Below are 19,883 nucleotides of genomic sequence, written 5' to 3' on the forward strand. Positions count from 1 at the left end.
TGGTTCCTCCCTTGAACTTCCCGGCCGGGCTGCTCATACGACAGCTTCCTCCAGATAGTCCACGACCCGGTCTATGTCCCGGCCGTCTGCTTCATCCACTGCGAACAACCGCCATTCTCCGGGGCTTCGGCCTACCAGAATGGCCGGCTGTCCGGGCGCCAGGGTGCAGCGCGAGGCCAGCTTATCCTCCCAGTCATAATACAGCGCGAAGCCGGGAACGGTCTGGCTTGTCTTCTCCTTCACGAATTCATGCGTGATGAAGTGGGGCAGCTGCCCTACTCTTGCAATTAACGCACAGTCGGCGCTCCCGCCGAACTGCTGCGCCAGCCGTTCCAGCAGCGGCGCGCAGCGGAGGCTGGCCTGCTGATCGCCGATGACGAAGATCCTTGGCTGAATCGAAGCGAGATCACCGAGCGTAACCTCCCCATCCCGGACGTCCTGCACAGTAAAGGCAGACCAGACTTCTGCCTGCACCCCGCATTCCAGACTTTGCTCCACCTGGTCCTGGCTCCGCTCCATAGCATCCTGCCCTCCGCTTCCTTGCCCTTGCCCAACCCCCGCCTGTCCGGCAGGAAGGTCAAAGTAAGAGAAGCCCAAGGAGGAGGCCACCCGCATTCCTACCGCCCGGGCCATCATCTTCGCCTCCTCCGCTTCTTCAATCGGCTTGCTCCAGGAGCGCTTGCGTATGCCCGGCTGCCCGTCATATTCAATCAGGCTGATGCCCGCGCTGGCAATCATCGACAGCTTGATCGCTGTGAAGCAAGGCATCAGCGAGGCCAGCGCCCATTCATGCCCCGGTCCCGCTGCAACCACAATCTGTCCGGCTACCTTGCCCTTGAACGCTTTGCCCTTCACTCCGGCTACCCGGTCATAATTGTAGTATTCGAAGTCCAGATCCTCGTCGCTGCACGGCTCGCAGCGGTCGATCCAGTTCTTCCAGACGGCCGGAAGCGAGAGCGCATAGACAGGTGAGGCGAAGACGAACCCGTCCGCCTCCTTCAGCTTGTCGTACAGCTCCGTCAACTGGTCCTCCGGGTCCTTCAGCAGGTGGCAGTGCTTGCCGTTCATGCAATTGCCGCAGCCGTCACAGGGCAGAATGTTGTAATCATTCAGCCGCAGCAGCTCCGTCTGCACCCCCTGCTCCGCTGCGGCTTCAAGCGCAACGGAGAGCAGATATTCGCTGGAGCTGTGATGCTTCTTCATTGACCCGGCCAGCCCGATGATCTTCTTCATCCGGCTGCCTCCTCTAAGTCCAGCTCAGCCGTATCGAAGCCCAGTGCCCGCAGATCGCTAAGCGCGAACATCCGGAAGTCCGCCGGGGTACACAGTACGTTCGCTTTAGCCACATCCTGCCTTAAGACCTGGGCACTTCCGCGCGCCGCTGCCAGCTCCTCGGACTTCTTACGGATCTCAGGCCCGGCCATATCGCGGATGAACTCGGGCTTGCGCCCAATGACCGCTTCCAGAAGACTCTCCCCTTCCGCACTCCAGACCGCCTTCGCTCCGGCCGCCGATTCGAAGAAGCTTCCCGAAGCCAGCGCCGCGAACAGCTGCTCGAATTCCTTCAGCGCCTCGTCCCCGGGCTTCGCCACGGATACCGTCCGGCTGGCCCATTCGGCACAGTAGCCGCATTTGTCACAGTCCATCCGGTCGCAGCGCTTCGAGCGGAAGCCCTCCAGGAAGCCTTCCAGACTCTCGTTGTCAATGCTGGCCTGGAAGCTGAACAGCAGGCGGTAGACCTGTCTCATTTTGTCGGACGGTGCGAAATCCTCCTTGATATTCTTGGAGAAGTTCGGCATTTCAAAGTCGGCCTCCGCCATCCGCGAATTGAGCAGGCTAAGCAGGTTCCCCTCATACTTCCGCTCGGAGTAGGACTGCGCAGTTGCCGCAATCTTCTCCGTGGTCTTCATCCGCTCGGTCAGCTTGAACTTGTGATAGCCCAGCTCTTCATAGATATACATATCCTCCGGGCGAATCCACTGCGACTTCAGCAGCTCCTCCGGATGCTGGAGCTTCCGCTCCGTACAGCGCAGCATATAATAATCCAGCGCGAAGCCGTCAGTCACATGGTTACACTGCGAGGCGTGGCTCTGAAAGTTCGCATGATTCTGGCGCATCGGGCAATCCAGCATACAGTCATTGGTCGCAATGAGCTGATAGTCGCAGCGGGTATTCTTGCGCAGGCTCTCCAGGAAGGCGAAGTCACGGTTCCGGCTCTCGGGCAGGGTAATCTCGCTGACACCTTTTTCCTCGAAATACTGGGCTTGTCTCAGCGTGTTCACATTGGCGAAGGTAGACAGGCTGATCTTCACATCGGGCAGCGCGGTGCGCACCATATCAATCAGCATTGGGAGCGATACCGTCACATATTCCGGCTGCAGCGTGCCGATCCATTCCAGCAGCTCGCGCAGGCGGTAATGGAAATCCTTCGTGGTCTCCAGGTTATCCAGACAGGTCGCATTCAGCAGATAATTGAACTTGAACCCGTAAGCATGCAGGAGCTTCACATGCTCCTCCACCCTCGCCCGGTCTATGGTTGGCAGTGCAAAGGTCGGTCTTCCGCCGCCCACTAGATCAGAGGACAGCTTGCCGTAGAAGACATCCACATGCGAATCCTTCAGCAGGATGGGCAACCGGTCATCAAAGTTCGTGCCGACAGACAGCTTCATCCCTTCAGCTCCTCTCCGGCAGCCTCAGCCGGCTTTTGTCCGCGTGCCAGCTTCACACGGCTCTCGAAGGTCTGCTGGTTCGCTTCCGAGAAGAATTCCTTGCAGACATTGTTGCCCCAGACAATACCTCTCGCCGACAGGCGGATCTCATGCTCATCCGTTTCCAGCAGGCCTTTGGCTACCAGTTCATCGATCGTCTGACCGAAGACCTCTTCCGGCTGATATCCGAACATTCCCGCGAAATCCTTCCGCTTCACTGACAGCATCCGCAGGCCCTTGGCCATCATGCCGTGCATCGCTTCCAGATCATCCGCCTGGCTGGCGATGAAGACGGACAGGAACTGCTGCTGGAGCCGGTCGCTGTACTCCTGGATATCCCCCTGGTTGATATACATCAGCTTGTTGACGTACCCGAAGGCCGCCGGACCGTGCGCGAACAGATCCTTCTGCTGGGTATAGTACAAGAGGACATGCCGGTCCTCGAAGCCCGGCTTGGCGAAATCCCACACGCTATACTGGACATAGCCCTCTTCCTGGAGCAGCCGCTTGGCTTCCAGATACATATCCACTTCCAGCTCAACGCTGCCGGTAGGCGGAATCTTGCCTTCCTTAATCATTTTGAACAGAGCAGTAAAGGGTACTACACACAGAGAAAATACAGTGATATGGTCGATGCCGAGCCGCACTGCTGTCCGGACATCCTCCAGCCACTCCTCCATGGTCTGCTCAGGCAGGTTATACATCAGATCGATACCGATATTCTCGAAGCCTGCTTCCTTCGCTTCCTCCAGCACCTCGAAGGCCCGCCGGGAATCATGGCTCATCCGCAGATGATGCCCCATCTTGTCATTGAAGGTCTGGATGCCGATGCTGATCCGGTTCGCCCCCTGGGCGCGGATAGCCTGCATTTTCGCAAGTGTCAAGGTTGCCGGGCTGCCTTCAAAAGAAATCTGCGCATCCGGCGTCACCCGGTAATTCGCCTGGACGCTCTTCAGCATCTCCACCATCCGTTCAGCCGACAGAGCGGAAGGCGTCCCTCCCCCGAACGTCACCGCGCTGATCGTGGACTGCGAACCATACGGAGAAGAGGCATAAATGCCGATTTCGGCCTTGACGGCCTCCATGTACTGCTCCACCTGCTTTTCCTGATAGGCCATCTTATTGAAGGGGCAGAAGATGCAGACGGAGGCGCAGAAGGGAACATGCACATAGACTGCACCCACATTATCCGCCGGCGGCTGGCCGCCCAGGCCCATCGTTCCGTAAATATCAGCCGGGAGAACCTCGGTCACAGGGTTGGGATAGTGGGACACACAGATAGGATCTCTGTGGGGATATACGTTATAGAAGGATTCGTGGGTTGTGGTCTTAACGGCCATGATGAACACCCCGCTTGGCTTCCACGGCCGACAATGCCGCAGCAAGGCCCGAGGAGACCGCCTCAATGCCTGCCACCGGCAGACAATTCATCACCGTCTCCGTCACTTCCTCCGTGCTCGCCCCCAGCTCATAAGCCTTCAGCGCATGCAGCCGGATACCGTAAGCAGAACGGTCCGTGACCACACAAGCCAGCCGGATCAATTCCCGTACTTTGGGCTCAAGCGTCCCTGTATCCTCAATCGTCTTGCACATGCTATCAAAAGCGGCCCCCACCTGCGGATTTACTCTCATCAACATTTCACTCATCAGCTATACCCTCCTTATGATTGAACCGATTGCACTGGTTGTACCGGTTGCACCGGGCGTCCCTTAGCCAGCTTCATCCGGTGCTGCAGCCCGTAATCCGCATATTTTGCGGAGAAAAATTGCTTGCTCACATTGTTGCCCCACACAATGCCGTCCTCAGTCAGCCGAATCCCTTCCGCATCCTGAATTAGCAGTCCGTCCTGCACCAAACGCTCTATCGTCTCCGGGAACAGCTGCTCCGGCTCCTGCCCGAACATCTTCACGAACCCGGCACGGTTAACGGACAGCATCCGCAGACCCTTAGCCATGGCCCCGTGCGCCAGCTCCCGCTCATCCGCCTTCTCCCCGCAATTGACCGGCAGCAGCCCGTCCTGCACACGGGTCATATATTCATTCAGATTGCCGCTGTTGATATACATATAGCCGTTGATGATGCCAAAAGCGGCCGCGCCGATCCCGATCATATGCGACTGCTCTGAGAAGTACAGGGTGGCATGCCGGTCCGTCTTGCCCGGCTTGGCGAAATCGATGACGCTGTACTGCTCATACCCGGCTTCCAGCAGCATCTCCTTAGCGATGGTATACAGCTCGATCTCCCGGTAGACATCCCCGATGCCCGGAATCTTCCCTTCCGCTATACGCGAGGCGATCTGGGTATGAGGCACCACACAGAAGGAAAGCACGCAGATATGGTCAATCTCCTGCTCAATGGAGGTAAGGATATCCGCCCGCCATTGATCCAGGGTCTGGCCCGGCAGATTGTACATCAGGTCAATGCCAACATTCTCAATTCCGTTGTTACGCGCATTCTTCACTAACTCGAACGAATCCTCGACACTGTGATACAGCCCTAACACCTCGGCCAGCTCCTCCTGGAAGGTCTGCACGCCCACACTGATCCGGTTCAGCCCCTGCAAGGCCAACGTCTCCAGCTTGCCGGCGGTGAAGTTCCGGGGGTTGCCTTCGATGAAGATCATGGCATCCTCTTCCACACGGAACGACTGCTTCATATATTGCAGGAGTCCGGTCAGCTCTTCCGAGGACAGGCAGGAGGGGGTTCCGCCGCCGAGATTAATGGACGAGACCGTAATGCTGCTGCCAAACGGCGTAGCTGCATAGCTGTCCATCTCCTGCCGGACAGCAGCCAGGTAGCGGTCCACCTGATCCTGCCGCTTCAGATAACGGTTGAACGGGCAGAACGAGCAGGTGGCATCGCAAAAGGGAATATGCAGATACAGCGCTACCGGTGTATCCTTGGTATTCACCTGATCCAGCTCCATAAACGCCCGGACCTCAGGCTCTGTGTGCTGTGAGACAGGCACCGGATAATGCGAGACGCAGATCGAATCTCTCTCCTTGAACATTTCAACGTATGACTTCGCTCTATTCATCTGGAGCAGCCTCCCTTCATTTGGATTGCAGCATCCGTCCGGCATAAGGGGAATCCTCAGACGGCTCCACCGGAATCCGGCGGATTTCCATCGTCATCTGGTTACGCAGATCCGGGCAGGCCGAATGTACAATGTTGCCCTCCGGGTCCCACGGCAGCTTCGCATCCATGTTCAGCGCCAGCAGCATCGGGAAGACCGCATGAAAGGCTGTTCCGCACAGATTGCCTGCGTTCAGCGGGGAGACCTTCATAATATCCCCTTCCTTATGACCTGCCCGGCAATGCCCTTTAACGCCCGTAACCTTAAGCTCAAATTCATAATTCATCCCTAATTCCTCCTCTTGGATTATGTGATTCGTTTCACTTGACCTGTAATAGCCTACTCAATAATCGCCACTGCCCGTACCCAGGCCGCACCGGCTGATCTGATCTTGACCGGAAAGCAAGCCACCTTGAACCCGTACGGCACCGGAATCTGCTCCAGATTCGTAAGGCGCTCCATGTGGCAATACGTCTGTTCTCTGCCCCAGAAGTGAGCGGGGAACAGATAGGCGTTATCGCCGGTCCGCTTATAATCGCTGATCATATGCTTGAACGGACGGTCGAACCCGTAGCTGTCGATGCCCATCAGCCTGATGCCTTGTCCGGTCAGGAATGCAGTAGCCTCTCTGCTCATACCCGGATAATCCGTGAGATACCGGGCGGTTCCCCAGTACCGGTCCGCACCTGTACGGATCAGCACAATATCCAGCGGCTTCAGCGTATATCCGATCCGCTCAAGCTCCTGTACTATATCCTGCTGCTCAATAGACCCGCCCGCCTGGATATGGGTGAAATCCAGCACCACTCCGTCACCGAAACACCACTCCAGCGGCACCTCGTCAATGGACGCTGCCGGTTCTCCCTCGCTCGTGGAGCCGAAGTGCAGGGGGGCATCGAAGTGGGTCCCGGTATGCGTGGACGCGGTGATCATCTCCATGTTCAGGAACTCTTCGCCCGGAAAGTCCTTCCGGCTCCCGTCAAACTTACGGGCGAAGCGGTCTGCCCCCTCCTGATGGCCGGTCTGCTCGAACCCGTAAGGGGCCAGCTCGCCCGGATTCTGTTCCATAGGCACGCTTAAATCAATGAACTGAACTGCCATGTCCTCACCTACTTCATAATTCTGAGTGCGTTACGCCCCAGGATGTTCTGGACATCCTCCCGCTTGATCTCCTTCACCCCCATCATCAGCTTCATGGGCAGCGGGATCACTACCTTCTGCATGTAATTCAGCACCTCGGCAATGTTCGGAGTGACTGTCCAGTCCGAGCCCCAGAGGATCTTGTGGCTGCCGCAGACCGAGATCATTTTGGCCAGCTCCATCCGGAATACCTTCGGGTTATTGTGGATCAGGATATTGGCTACCGCCGTGATGGTCACATACATATTGTCGTGCCGGCCGACCATGTAATAGCACAGGTCATTCCAGGGATGGCCCATATGCTCCACAATCAAGGTCAGGTCGGGAAAATCCACCGCCACATCATCGAGCAGAATCGGGTAGTTATGCTTCATCCGAAAAATACTGCCCGGCGTAATCCCGGTATGCACGCTGACCGGAACGCCCAGCTCGCTGCACCGCTCATACAGCGGATAGAGCAAATCCCGGTCATTCAGGACAAAGCCCCCGTAATCATTGGGGTTCAGCTTGAAGCCCTGCATGCCCAGCGTCTTAATGGCATAATCCAGCTCCGCCAGCGCTTCCTTCCCCTTATAGGGATTGACGCTGGCGAAGCCGCGCAGCTTGTCGGGGTGGGCGCGGACAGCCTCGGCGATTTTCTCATTGGACAACACCTCATAGCCGTAGACATCCTCGAAGCTCAGCTGGTGAACCCAGCTCATGGCAATCTGATTCTCGTCCATACAGGCGAGGTAATCCTCCAGCAGATTGTTGTCATCGACGAAGTCCTCCTGCGTGGCCCCCACCATCTTTTTCAAATACTGCAAATCATCGAAGCCCTTCTGCTTCTTGTAATCCGGGACCGTCCCGGCTCCGGCCAGACTAAGCTCCAGGCTCTTATTCTCCTTGACGGCGAAATGGGCATGGGTATCAACAATCACAAGATCGCTCTTCACGTTTGTCTTCTCACCACTTTGCTTAGAATTGGTATTGCAAGGCCGGGAGGCTAGACCTCTCTGTGCCCGATCTCCGGCCTGGGGGCCAGCGGCGCCGTGGCGAAGACCAGCTCCAGCTCGCCCGGACCCTCATTGACCACCCGGTGCCGCTCACCCTTCCGCGCAATGAACAGGCTATTCTCCCGGATGGCGTGCGGAATATCCTCGATGAACGCCGTTCCCCGGCCCCGGACGACATAGACATTCTCTTCGCCGTAATCATGAAGATGCTCCTTGATCTCTTCTCCCGGCTGGAGCAGGACATGGCCCATGATCAGTTGGGTGGACCCGACAGTATTCGGACTCGCCAGCACACGCATCTGTCCTCCTCTGGCATAAACCACCGGCACCTCTTCCATATGGACCACTGTTTTCGTGTAGACCTGGTTCATACTGCACCCCTTATCCCGCAGATTTATATTCGGTGACACCGGCTTCTTCCTTCTTGCCAAGGCTTAGTGAGATCAGCAGCGTCAGCACCATCAGTCCGGCGGCCACCAGATAGCTGGGGTGCGTTCCAATCCGGCTGTAGAAGAATCCGCCAAGCGTAGACCCCAGCGCAATCCCGACCCCCTGAAGGGTCCGGAAGGTTCCCAAGGCCGCGCCCATCTCCATCGGATTAATTTTGATGACCTTATCCGTAATAATCGTGTTGACCAGAGTAATAATCGGCCCTTCCGTAAGTCCGATCAAGGCATACCCGAAGGTTAGCAGCCAAGGGTTGAAGTCAAGTGCATACAGCAGCACAAGCGCTCCCACACAGATCGACTGGGCCCAGATCAGCGGTGCATGTCTGCCTACCTTGTCCGAGATCCAGCCAACGAGAACTGCTCCGAACGAGGCTACTGCTTCATACGGAATGAAGAGCAAGCTGAGCAGCACCAGGGAGATATCCTGTTCCTTAGCCGCGAACGGCACCAGGAAGGTGGTGAAGACACCTACCATGAAGCACAGAGTTCCGACAATCCCCGCCAGCAGGATTTCACGGACGCCCAGCCATTTGAAGGAGCTTTTGAAGGCTTGCCCGATGCTTCTGCTTGTATTCTTCACCCCGGTCTCCCTCAGCAGCACTGTGGTAATCAGCGTGGACAGCAGCAGCAGGGAAGCCAGCACCGCGAAGGAGGTATGCCAGCCGAAATAATTGCTCAGCAGGCCGCTAAGCACATACCCCAGCACCGACCCGGCACCAATCGCCCCGGACACAATGCCCATCGCCCGGCCCCGCTCCTCGGGCTTGCACACATCCATCACCACCGCGAAGATCGGTGTGGACACGAAGCCTCTGGCAAAGCCGAACAGCAGCCACCCCGCCGTAAACAGCAGAACTCCGTGGGCTGCAGCTACCATGAATACGGCCACGGCCGACAGGGCCAGGGAAGCGATAATAATCTTCTTCCGCCCGTAGCGGTCCGCGAACACGCCGGATGGAATTGACAGAAAGGTCATCACCAGCGAGGCAATCCCCGCTATGCTTCCAATCTCACCGGAGGTCATGCCGAGATCACTGCTGATCAGGGGTGCGATCGGGAAGATGCTGACCATAATAGAGAATACAAGCAGAATATTGATGGCGAGTAGTGTGAATATTTTGTTGTTGCTCATGTGATTCGTCCTCCTCACAGTCATTGACTGCTCTCAATAATGATGAATGCAGCAGCATAATCACCGTGATGACTAATGCTTACGTGGATGCTCTCCTGCTGCTGTATATAAGACTCCAGTCTTCGGCTGCGGACCAGATAGGGCTGGCCGCTGGGAAGGCTCAGGAACTCCAGCTCCTTCCAGTCCAGCTCACAGTTCATTCCGGTGCCGATGGCCTTCAGCAGCGCTTCTTTAGCGGCGAATCTGCCGGCCAGGAACTGTTCCGCATGTCTTTTTTTACAGGCGAACAGTTCCCTTTCTTCCAATGAATAGTACTGCTGGATGAAGAGTTCACCGCACTTGGCCAGCATCTGCTCCACGAAGCTGATGCTGACCAGATCCATGCCGATTCCTCTGATCATGCCTTCAAGGCAACGGCTTCCATCACTTGCGCTACAGAATAAGTCTTGAGCACCCGGCTCTCAATGAAGATGCCGAAAGCCTTGGATAGTGCTGTAGAGACCAGCGCCAGCTCTGTAGAATCCAAAGCCAGATCGTCATAGAGCCGCGATGATTCCGTAATTTCTTCCTCAATGCCAATATCCTCAATGATTGCTTTTACCTTCTCGAATACCATTAGATATACCCTCCCGTTAGAGTTAATGGGCCTTACGCTTCTTGCTTTGCAATTCACGATTTACAGCTCACGGTTCAGAGCTCTTCCTTGTTCACAACCAGTGCCGATGAGACACCACCCCTCCCTCTGGACAGAATCAGCGAAGACTCCACAGCGGTCCGGCGGCTGATTCCCGGAACGAAGTTCAAGCCATTGTCCTGCACCGATTCCGTCAGATACGGAAGACCTGGCAGCTCTCCGTGATTCATGGCCAGTACGCTCAGTGCGACATCGAACGCCCCTGCCGCTCCAATCGTGTTGCCGAAGACGGTCTTGGGGCAGCCCGCCCACTTGGCTTCTGCACTGCTGCCGAATACCTCCTGAATGGCCGAGCATTCAATTCCGTCTTCGCGGGCGGAAGCCGCCCCATCCAGCGACAGATAGCCGATTCTCTCCGGCTGCGTCTCCGAATGCTTAATGGCCAGCCGGATTGCCCGGGCACACTGCGCTTCACTCTCCTCAGGCGGGGCTGCAGCCTGGCCGTCGTTCGTGAAGCCGAAGCCCTGGATGCTCGCCCGCACCCGGCGGGATGCCTCGCGCTTCTGGAGGCTTCGCTCCGATTCCAGGCAGAGGAACGCAGCTCCTTCGCCCAGGGCCAGCCCGCTGCGCCCCTCCACGAACGGCCGGTATGCCGTCTGCGGGCGATCCGCGTTCAGATTCAGCAGCCCCTCCGTGTTATAGAAGGACAACGCCCACGGATCAAGCGGCGTCTCTGCTCCGCCCACGATGGCCGCATCGATGACCCCGCTGCGGATGGCTCTGGCTGCATAGGCAATGGCGAGCAGACCGCTGCTCCGGTCGGCGATCACAGTCTTGCTGTAGCCTTTGATGCCGAAGGCGAGGGACATATGCCCTTGTGCCGCCGCCGGGAACCAGTTGCTCGCCAGGTTCGGATCAATGAAGGGCGCCCCCTCGGTGTGCAGGACACGCAGGCCATTTCTGGCACTCTCCCAGCCCCCGGAATTGTTGCCGACGAAGATACCGATCCGTTCGGGGCTCATCTGATTCAGCTCCCAGTGCGCATCATCCATGGCATCCTTCGCAGCCAGGATCGACATCAGAGAGAAGCGGGAGCATTTCTTGAGCAGACGCTTGGAGATGACCCGCTCCGGCTCCATCCCGCTGACTTGTCCCGCGAAGGGAGGGGCGGCTCCGGTGGTATGCTCAAGCTGGAGCGGAGTCATATAATTGCGGCCGCTCAGGAGTCCCTCCCAGAAGGCCCCGGCACTATTCCCGCACGGCCCCACCATTCCTACTCCGGTTACGAATACTGTATTCTTCATAGGCTGCACATCCATTGTTCAGTCTGAAGCTTGCCCGCCTGATTACTGTATTCGTTCGCTGCCAGGATCATGGCGGAGTGAATGCCGGAGAATCCGCTGGCATTGGTCAGAATATGGTACAAGTCACGCTGGATCGCCTCTTTCGGCACATAATTCAAATCACAGGCCGGGTCCGGCTCGTCCAGATTGGCGGTTGGCGGGATATAGCCCTCGTTCAAGGCCAGCAGGCAGTGAACAATCTCAATGGCACTCGCGGCCGAGAGCGGATGGCCTACCATCGATTTCGTGGAGCTGATCGGGATGGAGTAGGCGAGCTCTCCGAACGTCCTTTTATAAGCGGCGGTCTCAAAAGCATCATTCTGCGGAGTCGAGCTTCCATGCGCGTTGATATATTGAATGTCCTCCGCTGAAAGGCCCGCGTAGCCCAGCGCCTCGTTCATCGTAAGACTGAGCGCATCCCCGTCCTGCGGCAGATCGGTCATATGAAAAGCGTTATTGGTACTTGCGAATCCGGTCACCTCGCCATAGATCGGCGCCTGCCGCCGGAGCGCATGCTCCAGCTCCTCCAGCACCACAACAGCACAGCCCTCACTGAGCACGAAGCCGCTGCGGTTCTTCTCAAAAGGCCGCGAAGCCCGCTGCGGATCATCGTTGAACTTGGAGGTCAACGCACCGATAGCATCGAAGGAGGAAATGGTCATGGAGCTGATCGGTGCTTCCGCTGCGCCGCAGATCATTACGTCATGTTCCCCGGCTGTAATCGACTCATATCCATATCCGGCCGCATCAATGCCGCCCGTGCAGCCCGTAGACATGACCAGCGCCTCTCCCTGAAGTCCGAACTCATGCGCTACTTCGAAGGCAATGTAAGAGAACATGCCCTTGCGGTACAAATCCTCCTGACAGAGTCCATGATCAATTGGCCCCTTCCCGCCCTCCGTCATCCGCAGAAAGGTCCGCTCCGAGAACGGGGTATCAGCAATCGCATTGGCGATGCAGACCCCGGAACGCTCCCGCAGCTCCTTCGTGAACACAAGCCCCGCATCGGCAACCGCCCTTATCGCAGCATTGACCGCCAGAATCCCCGGCCGCCCCATGCCTGCCCGCTGCGTTTCATCGGCTGTCCGGCCCAAATGCTCAAACTGCGGTATTGTGCCGGTAACGCGGCTTTTCAGCGCCATATGCTCATAGCCCTGCAAGCGGTCATATCCCACCTTGGCCTGCAGGCTGTTCCTCCAGAACTGCTCCAGCGTATTCCCCAGCGGGGTAAGCAGCCCCATGCCGGTGATTACAACTCTTTTTCCCGTCACCTTCTCCATGTAAGCCCTCAGCTCCGAACCGTTTGCTTCTCGATATTGTGCTTGATCGCTGCCATCTGCTCCTTGGTCGTACGGTTCAGATGTGCTTCCACCTGCTCCCCGGTCAACCCGCTTGCCGGATCTACCTCGAATTCCTGAATCCAGGTCATGTATGTTCCTTCGTCCTGCTCCTCATAGAGCCATTCCAAATTCATATGCTTGAACGGCAGCAGCGGCGCAAGGCGTCTGGCTGTAATCCGGAAGTTCGGCCGGTCCAGCCAGCGTTCCGATTCCCATGTGCGCGAGGGCCGGTTCCCCTCGGGATGTGTCGTCAGCTCAAACCGGATGTAGGCGTCCCCTTGCTCCAGCACCCGCGTCTCCTTGTATTCCGTGAATAAATCTGTCCAGTGCGCAATATCATTCGTCCGCTCAAATACGGTGATCCGGTCTGCGTGAATCCAGATACTGTTCTGAATCGTTGCCACTTCATCTGCCTCCCCATTCGTATTAATGACATCGTAACGCCTAAGCCCGGAAGGGGACATAACCCGGCTGTTAAGCTTGCGTTAATTTACAGTTATTGTACATTTCTGAGGGGAGACGGTAGAGTACAGCAGGTATTTTCCGGGCAAAAAAAGACCTGACAGGACTCTGTCAGATCAATTGATTCACCGAATATCCGATCCCCCGGCGAAACAGGATAATGTCGCTTCGTCCGGAGATGATCTCAATTTTGTGCCTCAGCTTGTATACGTACTGCCTCACAATCTCAGGGGATGTATACCTGTCCCACAGCTGGTGCAGAATCTGCTCGGTGGGGATGTACTGGCCTTGGCATTCCAGCAGCAGATCCAGGAGTTCGAACTCTTTACAGGTAAGCTCAATGACGAATTCTCCGACCTTCAGGGATTTGGAGTGCAGATGAAGGGCGATATCCTTGATTTGTCTGGTGTGGTGTGCGGGGAGGCCCAGTCCTTCGTCGAACCAGCAGCGCAACCGGCTGAATAATTCCTCCTGGAAGCCGTAGCGCTCGAAGCTGCTGATATACATATGATTGGAAGGAAAGGGAACAGGGGTACCGTGCGTGCTGATCTCCTCTACAATGAAGAATATTCTCAGCGTTAGCATCTGCTGCAGGTACTGCATCGTGTGAATGAAGCCCGGGTTGAAATCAGGGGTGCTAATCACTACACCATCGAGCCGGAGGCCTTCCTTCACAATATCGACAAGCGCCTCCAGCTCCTTGAAATGCAATACCTTACAACCGTACACCTGTGAAAAAAAAGAATGAACATTCTTAAACCTGCAATCCTCACAAGGCTCTGTGGAATCTGCACAACACACCAGCGCAACACGCATGAACTTCTCTCCAATCCCATTCTTCTCAAATAAGCTCGGTTTCCCAAGAATACATCTCCTATAATATAGTATTTTATGGGATTAAAAAGGAAAAATATCATAGTTTCTTATTCGAAAAATGAACAAGTTCAAAGTTTGGCAGTGTGTGCGTTTGATTTACTCTATCAGATAAGATGTGGACTTCCGGCCGCTGCCGCTCCTCCTCAACGCGCACACTCTGGGATAGTTGTATTCGGTACACTTAAAACCCTGTTTAAGAAGGATTTCCTCTTCTAACTGTATTTGGTACAACTAAATCTGCACATATCGGAGGAATTCCGGCGCAGAGGGTATTTTAAGTGTACGTTTTACAACTAAATGGAAATTAGGCGCTAAACTGGACGATTTAGTTGTACAGAATACACTTGAGCATATTGCTGGTAACTTAATTGGGACACGGGCCACGACACCGTTATTCGGATGCTGTAAGCACTGGAACGGTAGCAAGTGTATTTTGTACAATAGAATGCAGTAAAAAAGGCTTCCAAATAGATTCTAGTGCATCTGTCTCGATTTTCTTTCCCAATGATAATTCGTTGCCTTCTTATGCTATAATCGTTGACCAAGAGGGATGGTTATCCGAACGCTCAAAAAGAAAGGATGATACGAAATGGAACATTTCGTTTTGAATAACGGAGTCCAGATGCCAAAGGTGGGACTCGGTGTGTACAACATCAAAGACAATAATGAAGACGCTTTACTATGGGCGCTCCGCAGCGGGTACCGGCATCTGGACACGGCCGCAGCTTACCGCAACGAGGAGCTGATAGCCAGGGCTATTCAGAAATCGGGTGTACCCCGAAGCGAGCTCTTTATTACAACCAAAGTATGGAGCACGGACCTGGGGCGAAAGACCCGTAAAGCTTTTGAAGAAAGCTTGCAGAAGCTCCAAACGGATTATGTTGACCTCTACCTGATCCACTGGCCGGCCAAGCACTATCTGGAAAGCTGGCACGTCCTGGAGTCTTTATACAAGGAGGGCAAGATCCGGGCGATCGGGGTGTCCAATTTTGAGCCGGAGCATCTGGACAAGGTCATGAAGCAGGGGACGATTGTCCCCGCAGTGAATCAAATTCAGACGAACCCGCTGCTCCAGCAAGGGCCGCTTCATGACTATATGAGGGGGCACGGTATCCAGCATGTCGCGTGGAGCCCTTTTGGACATGGTAGCCAGGAGATGCTTGCCCACCCTGTACTCACCGAAATGGCTGAGAGGTATGGTAAGACAGCGGCGCAAGTCATCCTGAGATGGAACCTTCAGCGGGATATCGCTGTGATTCCGAAGTCGGTTACACCTGCCAGGTTGAAACAGAATCTGGAGCTGTTTGATTTCTCCCTGTCCGCTGAAGAGATGAAGAGAATCGCAGCCCTGGACCAGAATAAAAGAGGATTTACCGATCCGCAAAATAAACTATACCTGTGGTCCACCCGGTTTATCCCGTTGTCCTGATATTTTTATATTAATTTTCCGGACAACTGCAACTTTTCACCGTAAAGAACCATCTGAGTATATAGAGGTGATGCACAATGAAACCAACTAATCTAACGAAGCACGCAAAAAAAATGAGCATCGCGTGCGGAATCCTGGCTGCCAGTTTATCCTTCGGAGCGTCCGCATTTGCCTTTTCGGACCTCAAGGGAAATTCAGCCGAAACCAAGATCAATTCACTCCATAGCGCCGGTGTAATTAACGGAATTACGAATGACCTGTTTGCCCCCAATGCCAAAGTGACGAATGCACAAGCCGTACAGTTCCTTGTAAAAGGATTGGCGCTTGCACCGAAAGCCGGTTCCGACAGCAGTACTAAGGCCAGCCAGCTTTTTGACAATGTAAAAGATAATGCCTGGTATGCCTCCTCCTTCGCCCTTGCGAAGCAGAGCGGCCTGACGCTGGCAAAGGATATTAACCCGAATGCACCGATGACCCGTGCAGAATTCGCCCATCTATTGACACAAGCCTTACAAAGCAAGGGCAATTTCCCGGTAACTAAGATGTTCTTTATGATTGAGGATGGCGATAAGCTTACTCCAGAGGTGAATTACAGCCTGCAGGTGCTGCTGAACACGAAGGTGCTCACACTGGATAACGGAAAATTCCGTCCGTCCGATGCGATTACCCGCGCTGAAGCCGCTGTCATGATCCATGATGCCGCTGAATTCGCCGACCGGGTGATTACGCCGAACAATCCGGGCAATGAGCCTTCCGAGCCGGAGCCGGTTCCGGCTAACAATTATGTCTCTGATGTAGTTCTGGACAAAGCCGCGGAAGGCGTCAACAAAGCCACTATCACCGTTGACAATCTGCCTAATCCCGGTTACGGCCTGACAGTAGAGCGTATCGAATTCACCAGCGCCACTACAGCGGTAATCTACTTCAAGGTAACCCTGCCTGACCCGGATAAAATGTATCCACAGGTGATTACCAAAGGCTCAGTATCCACGTACCTGCCCGCAGGCTACACTGCAACAGCTGAGCCTGTAATGGATTCGCGCTGGCTTGAGCCATCGGCTCCAGCGAAGTAAGCTTCTTTATCTACTCTTTATCTAAAGGTAGATAAATTCCTTAAAACTTTAAACGTTGCAAAAGCAGCGATTCTCCGTTATTAGAGAATCGCTGCTTTCTGTCTATTAGGGTTGGGTATTTCGTATACCGCTTAAACAGCGGAGAGGACGGAACGACCCGCGTAAAAGCGTCAGCGGTCGCCTTGGTCTCCGGATTTTCACCGTATAGGGGAATGAAAAAAATCTGGAGAGCACAGCGATTGGAACAACGGTCCGTTCGCGGAGCGTCCACCCAAGTGCCCACGTTGATCTAGCAGGCTTTTCATGGCTTTTAGGCAGAGCTTCTTCTTGCTTTATGTCTACTTACTCTGCCGCAGCCGGTTCCGGTAATCCATCGGGCGGCAGCCGTAGGTTTTCTTGAACATCTCCGTGAACCGGTTCACATTGCTGAAGCCGGTCATGCCGGAGATCTCCATGATCTTCTTATCCGTGGTCTCCAGCAGGCTGACCGCCTCCGAGATCCGGTATTCGTTCAGGAAGTCCATCGGGGACAGGTCGAACTGCTTCTTCATGAACCGGCAAAAGTACGACGGGCTCATATTGACCTGCTGAGCCATATCCGAGAGCGTGATCCGCTTGCTGTAGTTCTGCTGGACGTAGGCCAGCGTTTTTTTGGCCAGCATCGAGCTGTTGCCGCCCCGGGACTGCCCGGGCAGTCCTGCCCGCGGATGCTCAGCCGCACACTTCTCCAGCCGGTACAGCACCTCGAACAGCCTGGCCTTAATCAGCATCTCATAGCCGTGCGATTCCTGCTGATAGAGATCCCGCACCTCCTCCAGCAATGGAATAAGCCGCAGCTTCTCCTCCAGCTCCCGCCCGATCAGCAGCGGATAACGCCGGTTATCAAGGAAGAGCGGGGATACGAACTGCTGCTGAATCTTATCTCTCTCCAGGCTGGAGAGGAAATTGAAATGCACCAGCACCGCGCAGAAAATAATCTCCTCCTGATCCACGCGGATCGCCGAATGCAGCATATTGGGCTGAATGAAGACCGCCTCTCCGCTCTGGACGACCAGCTTCTCCTGTCCTACATGAAACTTGGCCGTGCCCTTAATCATGAACAGCAGCTCCAGCTCCTCATGCCAGTGGGAATACAGCACCAGATTATTTACCTTAGATACCTTGGTTACATGCACACTCATGCGGAATTGTCTGCTGCCATGAATAAGCTTTTCCTTCATATCCTGGGATACGGGTTCGCCGATGGAATCGAGCAGTTCAAGACTTTTTCTCACTGAGGTTCCCTCCCTCCCGGCCCACCGGATACTGCACGCAGCGTCAGCTCTGCACTCAGCCCTTCACCGCTCCGATCATTACACCCTTCTCGAAGTACTTCTGGATAAACGGATAGATAATCAGCACCGGCACCGTCGATACGATAATGACCGCATATTTGATCTGATCCGCGAACTGCTGGGCATAGCTGCCCGCACCGGCACCCGCACCTGATCCGGCTCCGCCCGCGAACGCCTGATTGGATAACAGAATATTGCGCAGGACGATCTGCAGCGGCTGTAAGCTATCCGTATTGATATAGAGCAGGGCGTTGAAGAAGTCGTTCCAGTGACCCACCACATAATAGAGCGTGATGACGGAGATCACCGCCTTGGACAGCGGAACCACCACCGAGATGAAGTAGCGGAAGTGAGAGCAGCCGTCCAGGGTAGCCGCTTCATGCAGCTCCTCCGGTATAGCGGTCTCGAAGAAGGTCCTTGTAATAATCAGATTGTATACACTAATGGCGCCGTTCACAATCATTACCCAAGGCGTATTCAGCAGATTCAGGTCACGGATAAGCAGATAGGTAGGAATCATGCCCCCGCCAAAATACATCGTGATCACGAACAGCGGCATAATGAACCTGCGTGCCCGGAACTTCCGCTGAGACAAAGCATATGCCGCCGGAAGCGTGACCAGCAGATTGAGCAGCGTGCCCAGCACCGTGTAGATCATCGTATTTTTATACCCCTGCCAGATCCGGGTGTCCTTGAATATCTGCTCATAGCCGTACAGGTTAATGTCCTTGGGCCATAGAATAACCTGCCCCTGATTCACCATGGTAGAGTTGCTGACGGAAGCTATGATGATGAAATACAGCGGGTACGCGACCATAATGAACGCTGCGATGCTTATAACCGCAACCACCAGCGTATACAGCCTGTCTGCGATACCGCCCGAATGCCTGATCTTTTGCGAATGAGCGGCTTGACTGTTTGACATCCCATTTCCTCCTTACATCAGGCTGATTTTTGAAGTTTTTTTGGCCAGTGCATTCGCCAGCATCAGGAACGTGAAGTTAATCAGGGTATTGAATAGTCCGACCGCTGAACCGAAGCTGAACTGGTTGGATTTCACGCCCACATTGAAGACATACGTAGAGATGACCTCCGAGACGGGCTTGTTGAGACTATTTTGCATAAGAAAAGTCTTCTCGAAGCCTACACTGAGTATGCTGCCCATATTCATAATCAATAAAATAATAATGGTCGGCAGGATCGCCGGAATCTCGACATGCCATACCGTCTGCCAGCGGTTAGCCCCGTCAATCCGGGCGGCGTCATACTGCTGCGCATCCACCGAGGACAGGGCGGCGATGAAGATAATGCTGTTCCAGCCGCAGGCCTGCCAGATGGCAGAGATGACATACACCGGAACGAAGGCGCCGGGATCACCAATAAGATTCGTATCCGCAGGGATCAGGTGCAGCGCCTTCAGGAAGCCGTCAATCAGACCGGTGGTAGGAGACAGCATAATCTGCAATAGTGCGACCAGTACAACAGTGGAAATGAAGTATGGCATATACACCGTAGTCTGCAGGATACGCTTGCGTCTATTGCTGCGGATCGAGTTGACCACCAGCGCCAGCAGGATCGGCATCGGAAAGCCCAGCAGGATGGAGAAAAAGGCAATGATAAACGTATTCCGCAGCGTAGGCCAGAACATCGGGCTGTTGAAATACTGCTCGAAATATTTGAGCCCGGCCCATTCCCCGCCCGTCAGTCCTTTGCTGAAATTAAATTCACGAAAAGCAAGCTGGATGCCATACATCGGACCATAGCAGAAAATAGCGATATAAATGACCGCAGGAAGCACCATCAGCCATAGCTGATAATGCCCGGCATGCTTACGCAGCCATCCGTTCCCCCGCAGCGTCTGATGCGGCACCGTGGTCTGTGCTGGTTTCAT

At 55.0% G+C, this 19,883-nt stretch carries 21 protein-coding genes; 2 read left to right on the plus strand and 19 right to left on the minus strand.

What is annotated here, in order from left to right; genetic code table 11:
* Positions 1 to 33: 33 nt before the first annotated feature.
* The 16 genes from NSU18_RS13575 to NSU18_RS13650 all read right to left on the minus strand — a co-directional run bounded on the left by NSU18_RS13575 (position 34) and on the right by NSU18_RS13650 (position 14,009).
* Positions 34 to 1,233, minus strand: a complete 1,200-nt coding sequence (locus NSU18_RS13575; protein WP_341149263.1) for a flavodoxin family protein — start codon at positions 1,231 to 1,233, stop codon at positions 34 to 36.
* Entirely contained in the window at positions 1,230 to 2,669 is a 1,440-nt protein-coding gene (locus tag NSU18_RS13580) for a U32 family peptidase (RefSeq protein ID WP_341149264.1), read from the minus strand. Before NSU18_RS13580 ends, NSU18_RS13575 begins: the two co-directional genes overlap by 4 nt.
* The gene (gene hemW / locus NSU18_RS13585; protein WP_341149265.1) at positions 2,666 to 4,048 is read right to left on the minus strand and encodes a radical SAM family heme chaperone HemW; all 1,383 of its coding nucleotides are present in this window, start codon (positions 4,046 to 4,048) and stop codon (positions 2,666 to 2,668) included. Before hemW (NSU18_RS13585) ends, NSU18_RS13580 begins: the two co-directional genes overlap by 4 nt.
* Positions 4,038 to 4,355: a carboxymuconolactone decarboxylase family protein gene (locus tag NSU18_RS13590; protein WP_341149266.1), complete on the minus strand. Its 318-nt coding sequence runs from the start codon at positions 4,353 to 4,355 to the stop codon at positions 4,038 to 4,040. Before NSU18_RS13590 ends, hemW (NSU18_RS13585) begins: the two co-directional genes overlap by 11 nt.
* Before the next feature lie 14 nt (positions 4,356 to 4,369).
* The gene (hemW, locus tag NSU18_RS13595) at positions 4,370 to 5,746 is read right to left on the minus strand and encodes a radical SAM family heme chaperone HemW (RefSeq protein WP_341149267.1); all 1,377 of its coding nucleotides are present in this window, start codon (positions 5,744 to 5,746) and stop codon (positions 4,370 to 4,372) included.
* Positions 5,747 to 5,762: 16 nt separating this feature from the next.
* A complete protein-coding gene (locus NSU18_RS13600) occupies positions 5,763 to 6,071 on the minus strand; it encodes a TIGR04076 family protein (protein WP_036697299.1) in 309 nt (102 codons plus the stop codon).
* A 53-nt stretch (positions 6,072 to 6,124) separates the two neighbouring features.
* Entirely contained in the window at positions 6,125 to 6,886 is a 762-nt protein-coding gene (locus NSU18_RS13605; protein WP_341149268.1) for a cyclase family protein, read from the minus strand.
* 8 nt (positions 6,887 to 6,894) lie between these two features.
* Positions 6,895 to 7,860, minus strand: coding sequence for an amidohydrolase family protein (locus tag NSU18_RS13610; protein WP_341149269.1), 966 nt, complete (start codon positions 7,858 to 7,860; stop codon positions 6,895 to 6,897).
* Positions 7,861 to 7,910: 50 nt separating this feature from the next.
* Complete coding sequence (locus tag NSU18_RS13615; RefSeq protein WP_341019130.1) at positions 7,911 to 8,330, minus strand: cupin domain-containing protein; 420 nt, start codon at positions 8,328 to 8,330, stop codon at positions 7,911 to 7,913.
* Positions 8,302 to 9,501, minus strand: coding sequence for an MFS transporter (locus NSU18_RS13620; RefSeq protein ID WP_341149270.1), 1,200 nt, complete (start codon positions 9,499 to 9,501; stop codon positions 8,302 to 8,304). Before NSU18_RS13620 ends, NSU18_RS13615 begins: the two co-directional genes overlap by 29 nt.
* A gap of 20 nt (positions 9,502 to 9,521) precedes the next feature.
* On the minus strand, positions 9,522 to 9,902 hold the full coding sequence (acpS, locus tag NSU18_RS13625) for a holo-ACP synthase (RefSeq protein ID WP_341019127.1): 381 nt from the start codon (positions 9,900 to 9,902) through the stop codon (positions 9,522 to 9,524).
* Positions 9,899 to 10,117 carry a phosphopantetheine-binding protein gene (locus NSU18_RS13630; protein WP_341149271.1) on the minus strand — a complete coding sequence of 73 codons (219 nt, stop codon included), beginning with the start codon at positions 10,115 to 10,117 and terminating at the stop codon, positions 9,899 to 9,901. Before NSU18_RS13630 ends, acpS begins: the two co-directional genes overlap by 4 nt.
* 74 nt (positions 10,118 to 10,191) lie before the next feature.
* Positions 10,192 to 11,439, minus strand: a complete 1,248-nt coding sequence (locus tag NSU18_RS13635; RefSeq protein WP_341149272.1) for a beta-ketoacyl-[acyl-carrier-protein] synthase family protein — start codon at positions 11,437 to 11,439, stop codon at positions 10,192 to 10,194.
* The gene (locus NSU18_RS13640; protein WP_341149273.1) at positions 11,436 to 12,758 is read right to left on the minus strand and encodes a beta-ketoacyl-[acyl-carrier-protein] synthase family protein; all 1,323 of its coding nucleotides are present in this window, start codon (positions 12,756 to 12,758) and stop codon (positions 11,436 to 11,438) included. Before NSU18_RS13640 ends, NSU18_RS13635 begins: the two co-directional genes overlap by 4 nt.
* A gap of 8 nt (positions 12,759 to 12,766) precedes the next feature.
* The gene (locus tag NSU18_RS13645; RefSeq protein ID WP_340991328.1) at positions 12,767 to 13,222 is read right to left on the minus strand and encodes an SRPBCC family protein; all 456 of its coding nucleotides are present in this window, start codon (positions 13,220 to 13,222) and stop codon (positions 12,767 to 12,769) included.
* A gap of 169 nt (positions 13,223 to 13,391) precedes the next feature.
* Positions 13,392 to 14,009: a winged helix-turn-helix domain-containing protein gene (locus NSU18_RS13650; protein WP_341019118.1), complete on the minus strand. Its 618-nt coding sequence runs from the start codon at positions 14,007 to 14,009 to the stop codon at positions 13,392 to 13,394.
* Positions 14,010 to 14,745: 736 nt separating this feature from the next.
* On the opposite strand from NSU18_RS13650, the gene NSU18_RS13655 reads away from it, so the two are divergent.
* Complete coding sequence (locus NSU18_RS13655) at positions 14,746 to 15,585, plus strand: aldo/keto reductase (RefSeq protein ID WP_341149274.1); 840 nt, start codon at positions 14,746 to 14,748, stop codon at positions 15,583 to 15,585.
* A gap of 77 nt (positions 15,586 to 15,662) precedes the next feature.
* Positions 15,663 to 16,658, plus strand: coding sequence for an S-layer homology domain-containing protein (locus tag NSU18_RS13660; RefSeq protein WP_341149275.1), 996 nt, complete (start codon positions 15,663 to 15,665; stop codon positions 16,656 to 16,658).
* A gap of 338 nt (positions 16,659 to 16,996) precedes the next feature.
* Here the strand turns inward: NSU18_RS13660 and NSU18_RS13665 are convergent, their stop codons facing one another.
* From NSU18_RS13665 to NSU18_RS13675, 3 genes are read right to left on the minus strand one after another with little or no spacing between them, the layout of a single operon-like run.
* Positions 16,997 to 17,932, minus strand: a complete 936-nt coding sequence (locus NSU18_RS13665) for an AraC family transcriptional regulator (protein ID WP_341019114.1) — start codon at positions 17,930 to 17,932, stop codon at positions 16,997 to 16,999.
* Between the two features lie 55 nt (positions 17,933 to 17,987).
* A complete protein-coding gene (locus tag NSU18_RS13670; protein ID WP_341019113.1) occupies positions 17,988 to 18,917 on the minus strand; it encodes a carbohydrate ABC transporter permease in 930 nt (309 codons plus the stop codon).
* Between the two features lie 12 nt (positions 18,918 to 18,929).
* Positions 18,930 to 19,883 (minus strand): ABC transporter permease, encoded by a 954-nt coding sequence (locus NSU18_RS13675; RefSeq protein ID WP_445321803.1) that lies wholly within the window; start codon positions 19,881 to 19,883, stop codon positions 18,930 to 18,932.

Source organism: Paenibacillus sp. FSL H8-0048, from assembly GCF_038002825.1.
Lineage (GTDB): Bacteria > Bacillota > Bacilli > Paenibacillales > Paenibacillaceae > Paenibacillus_AQ.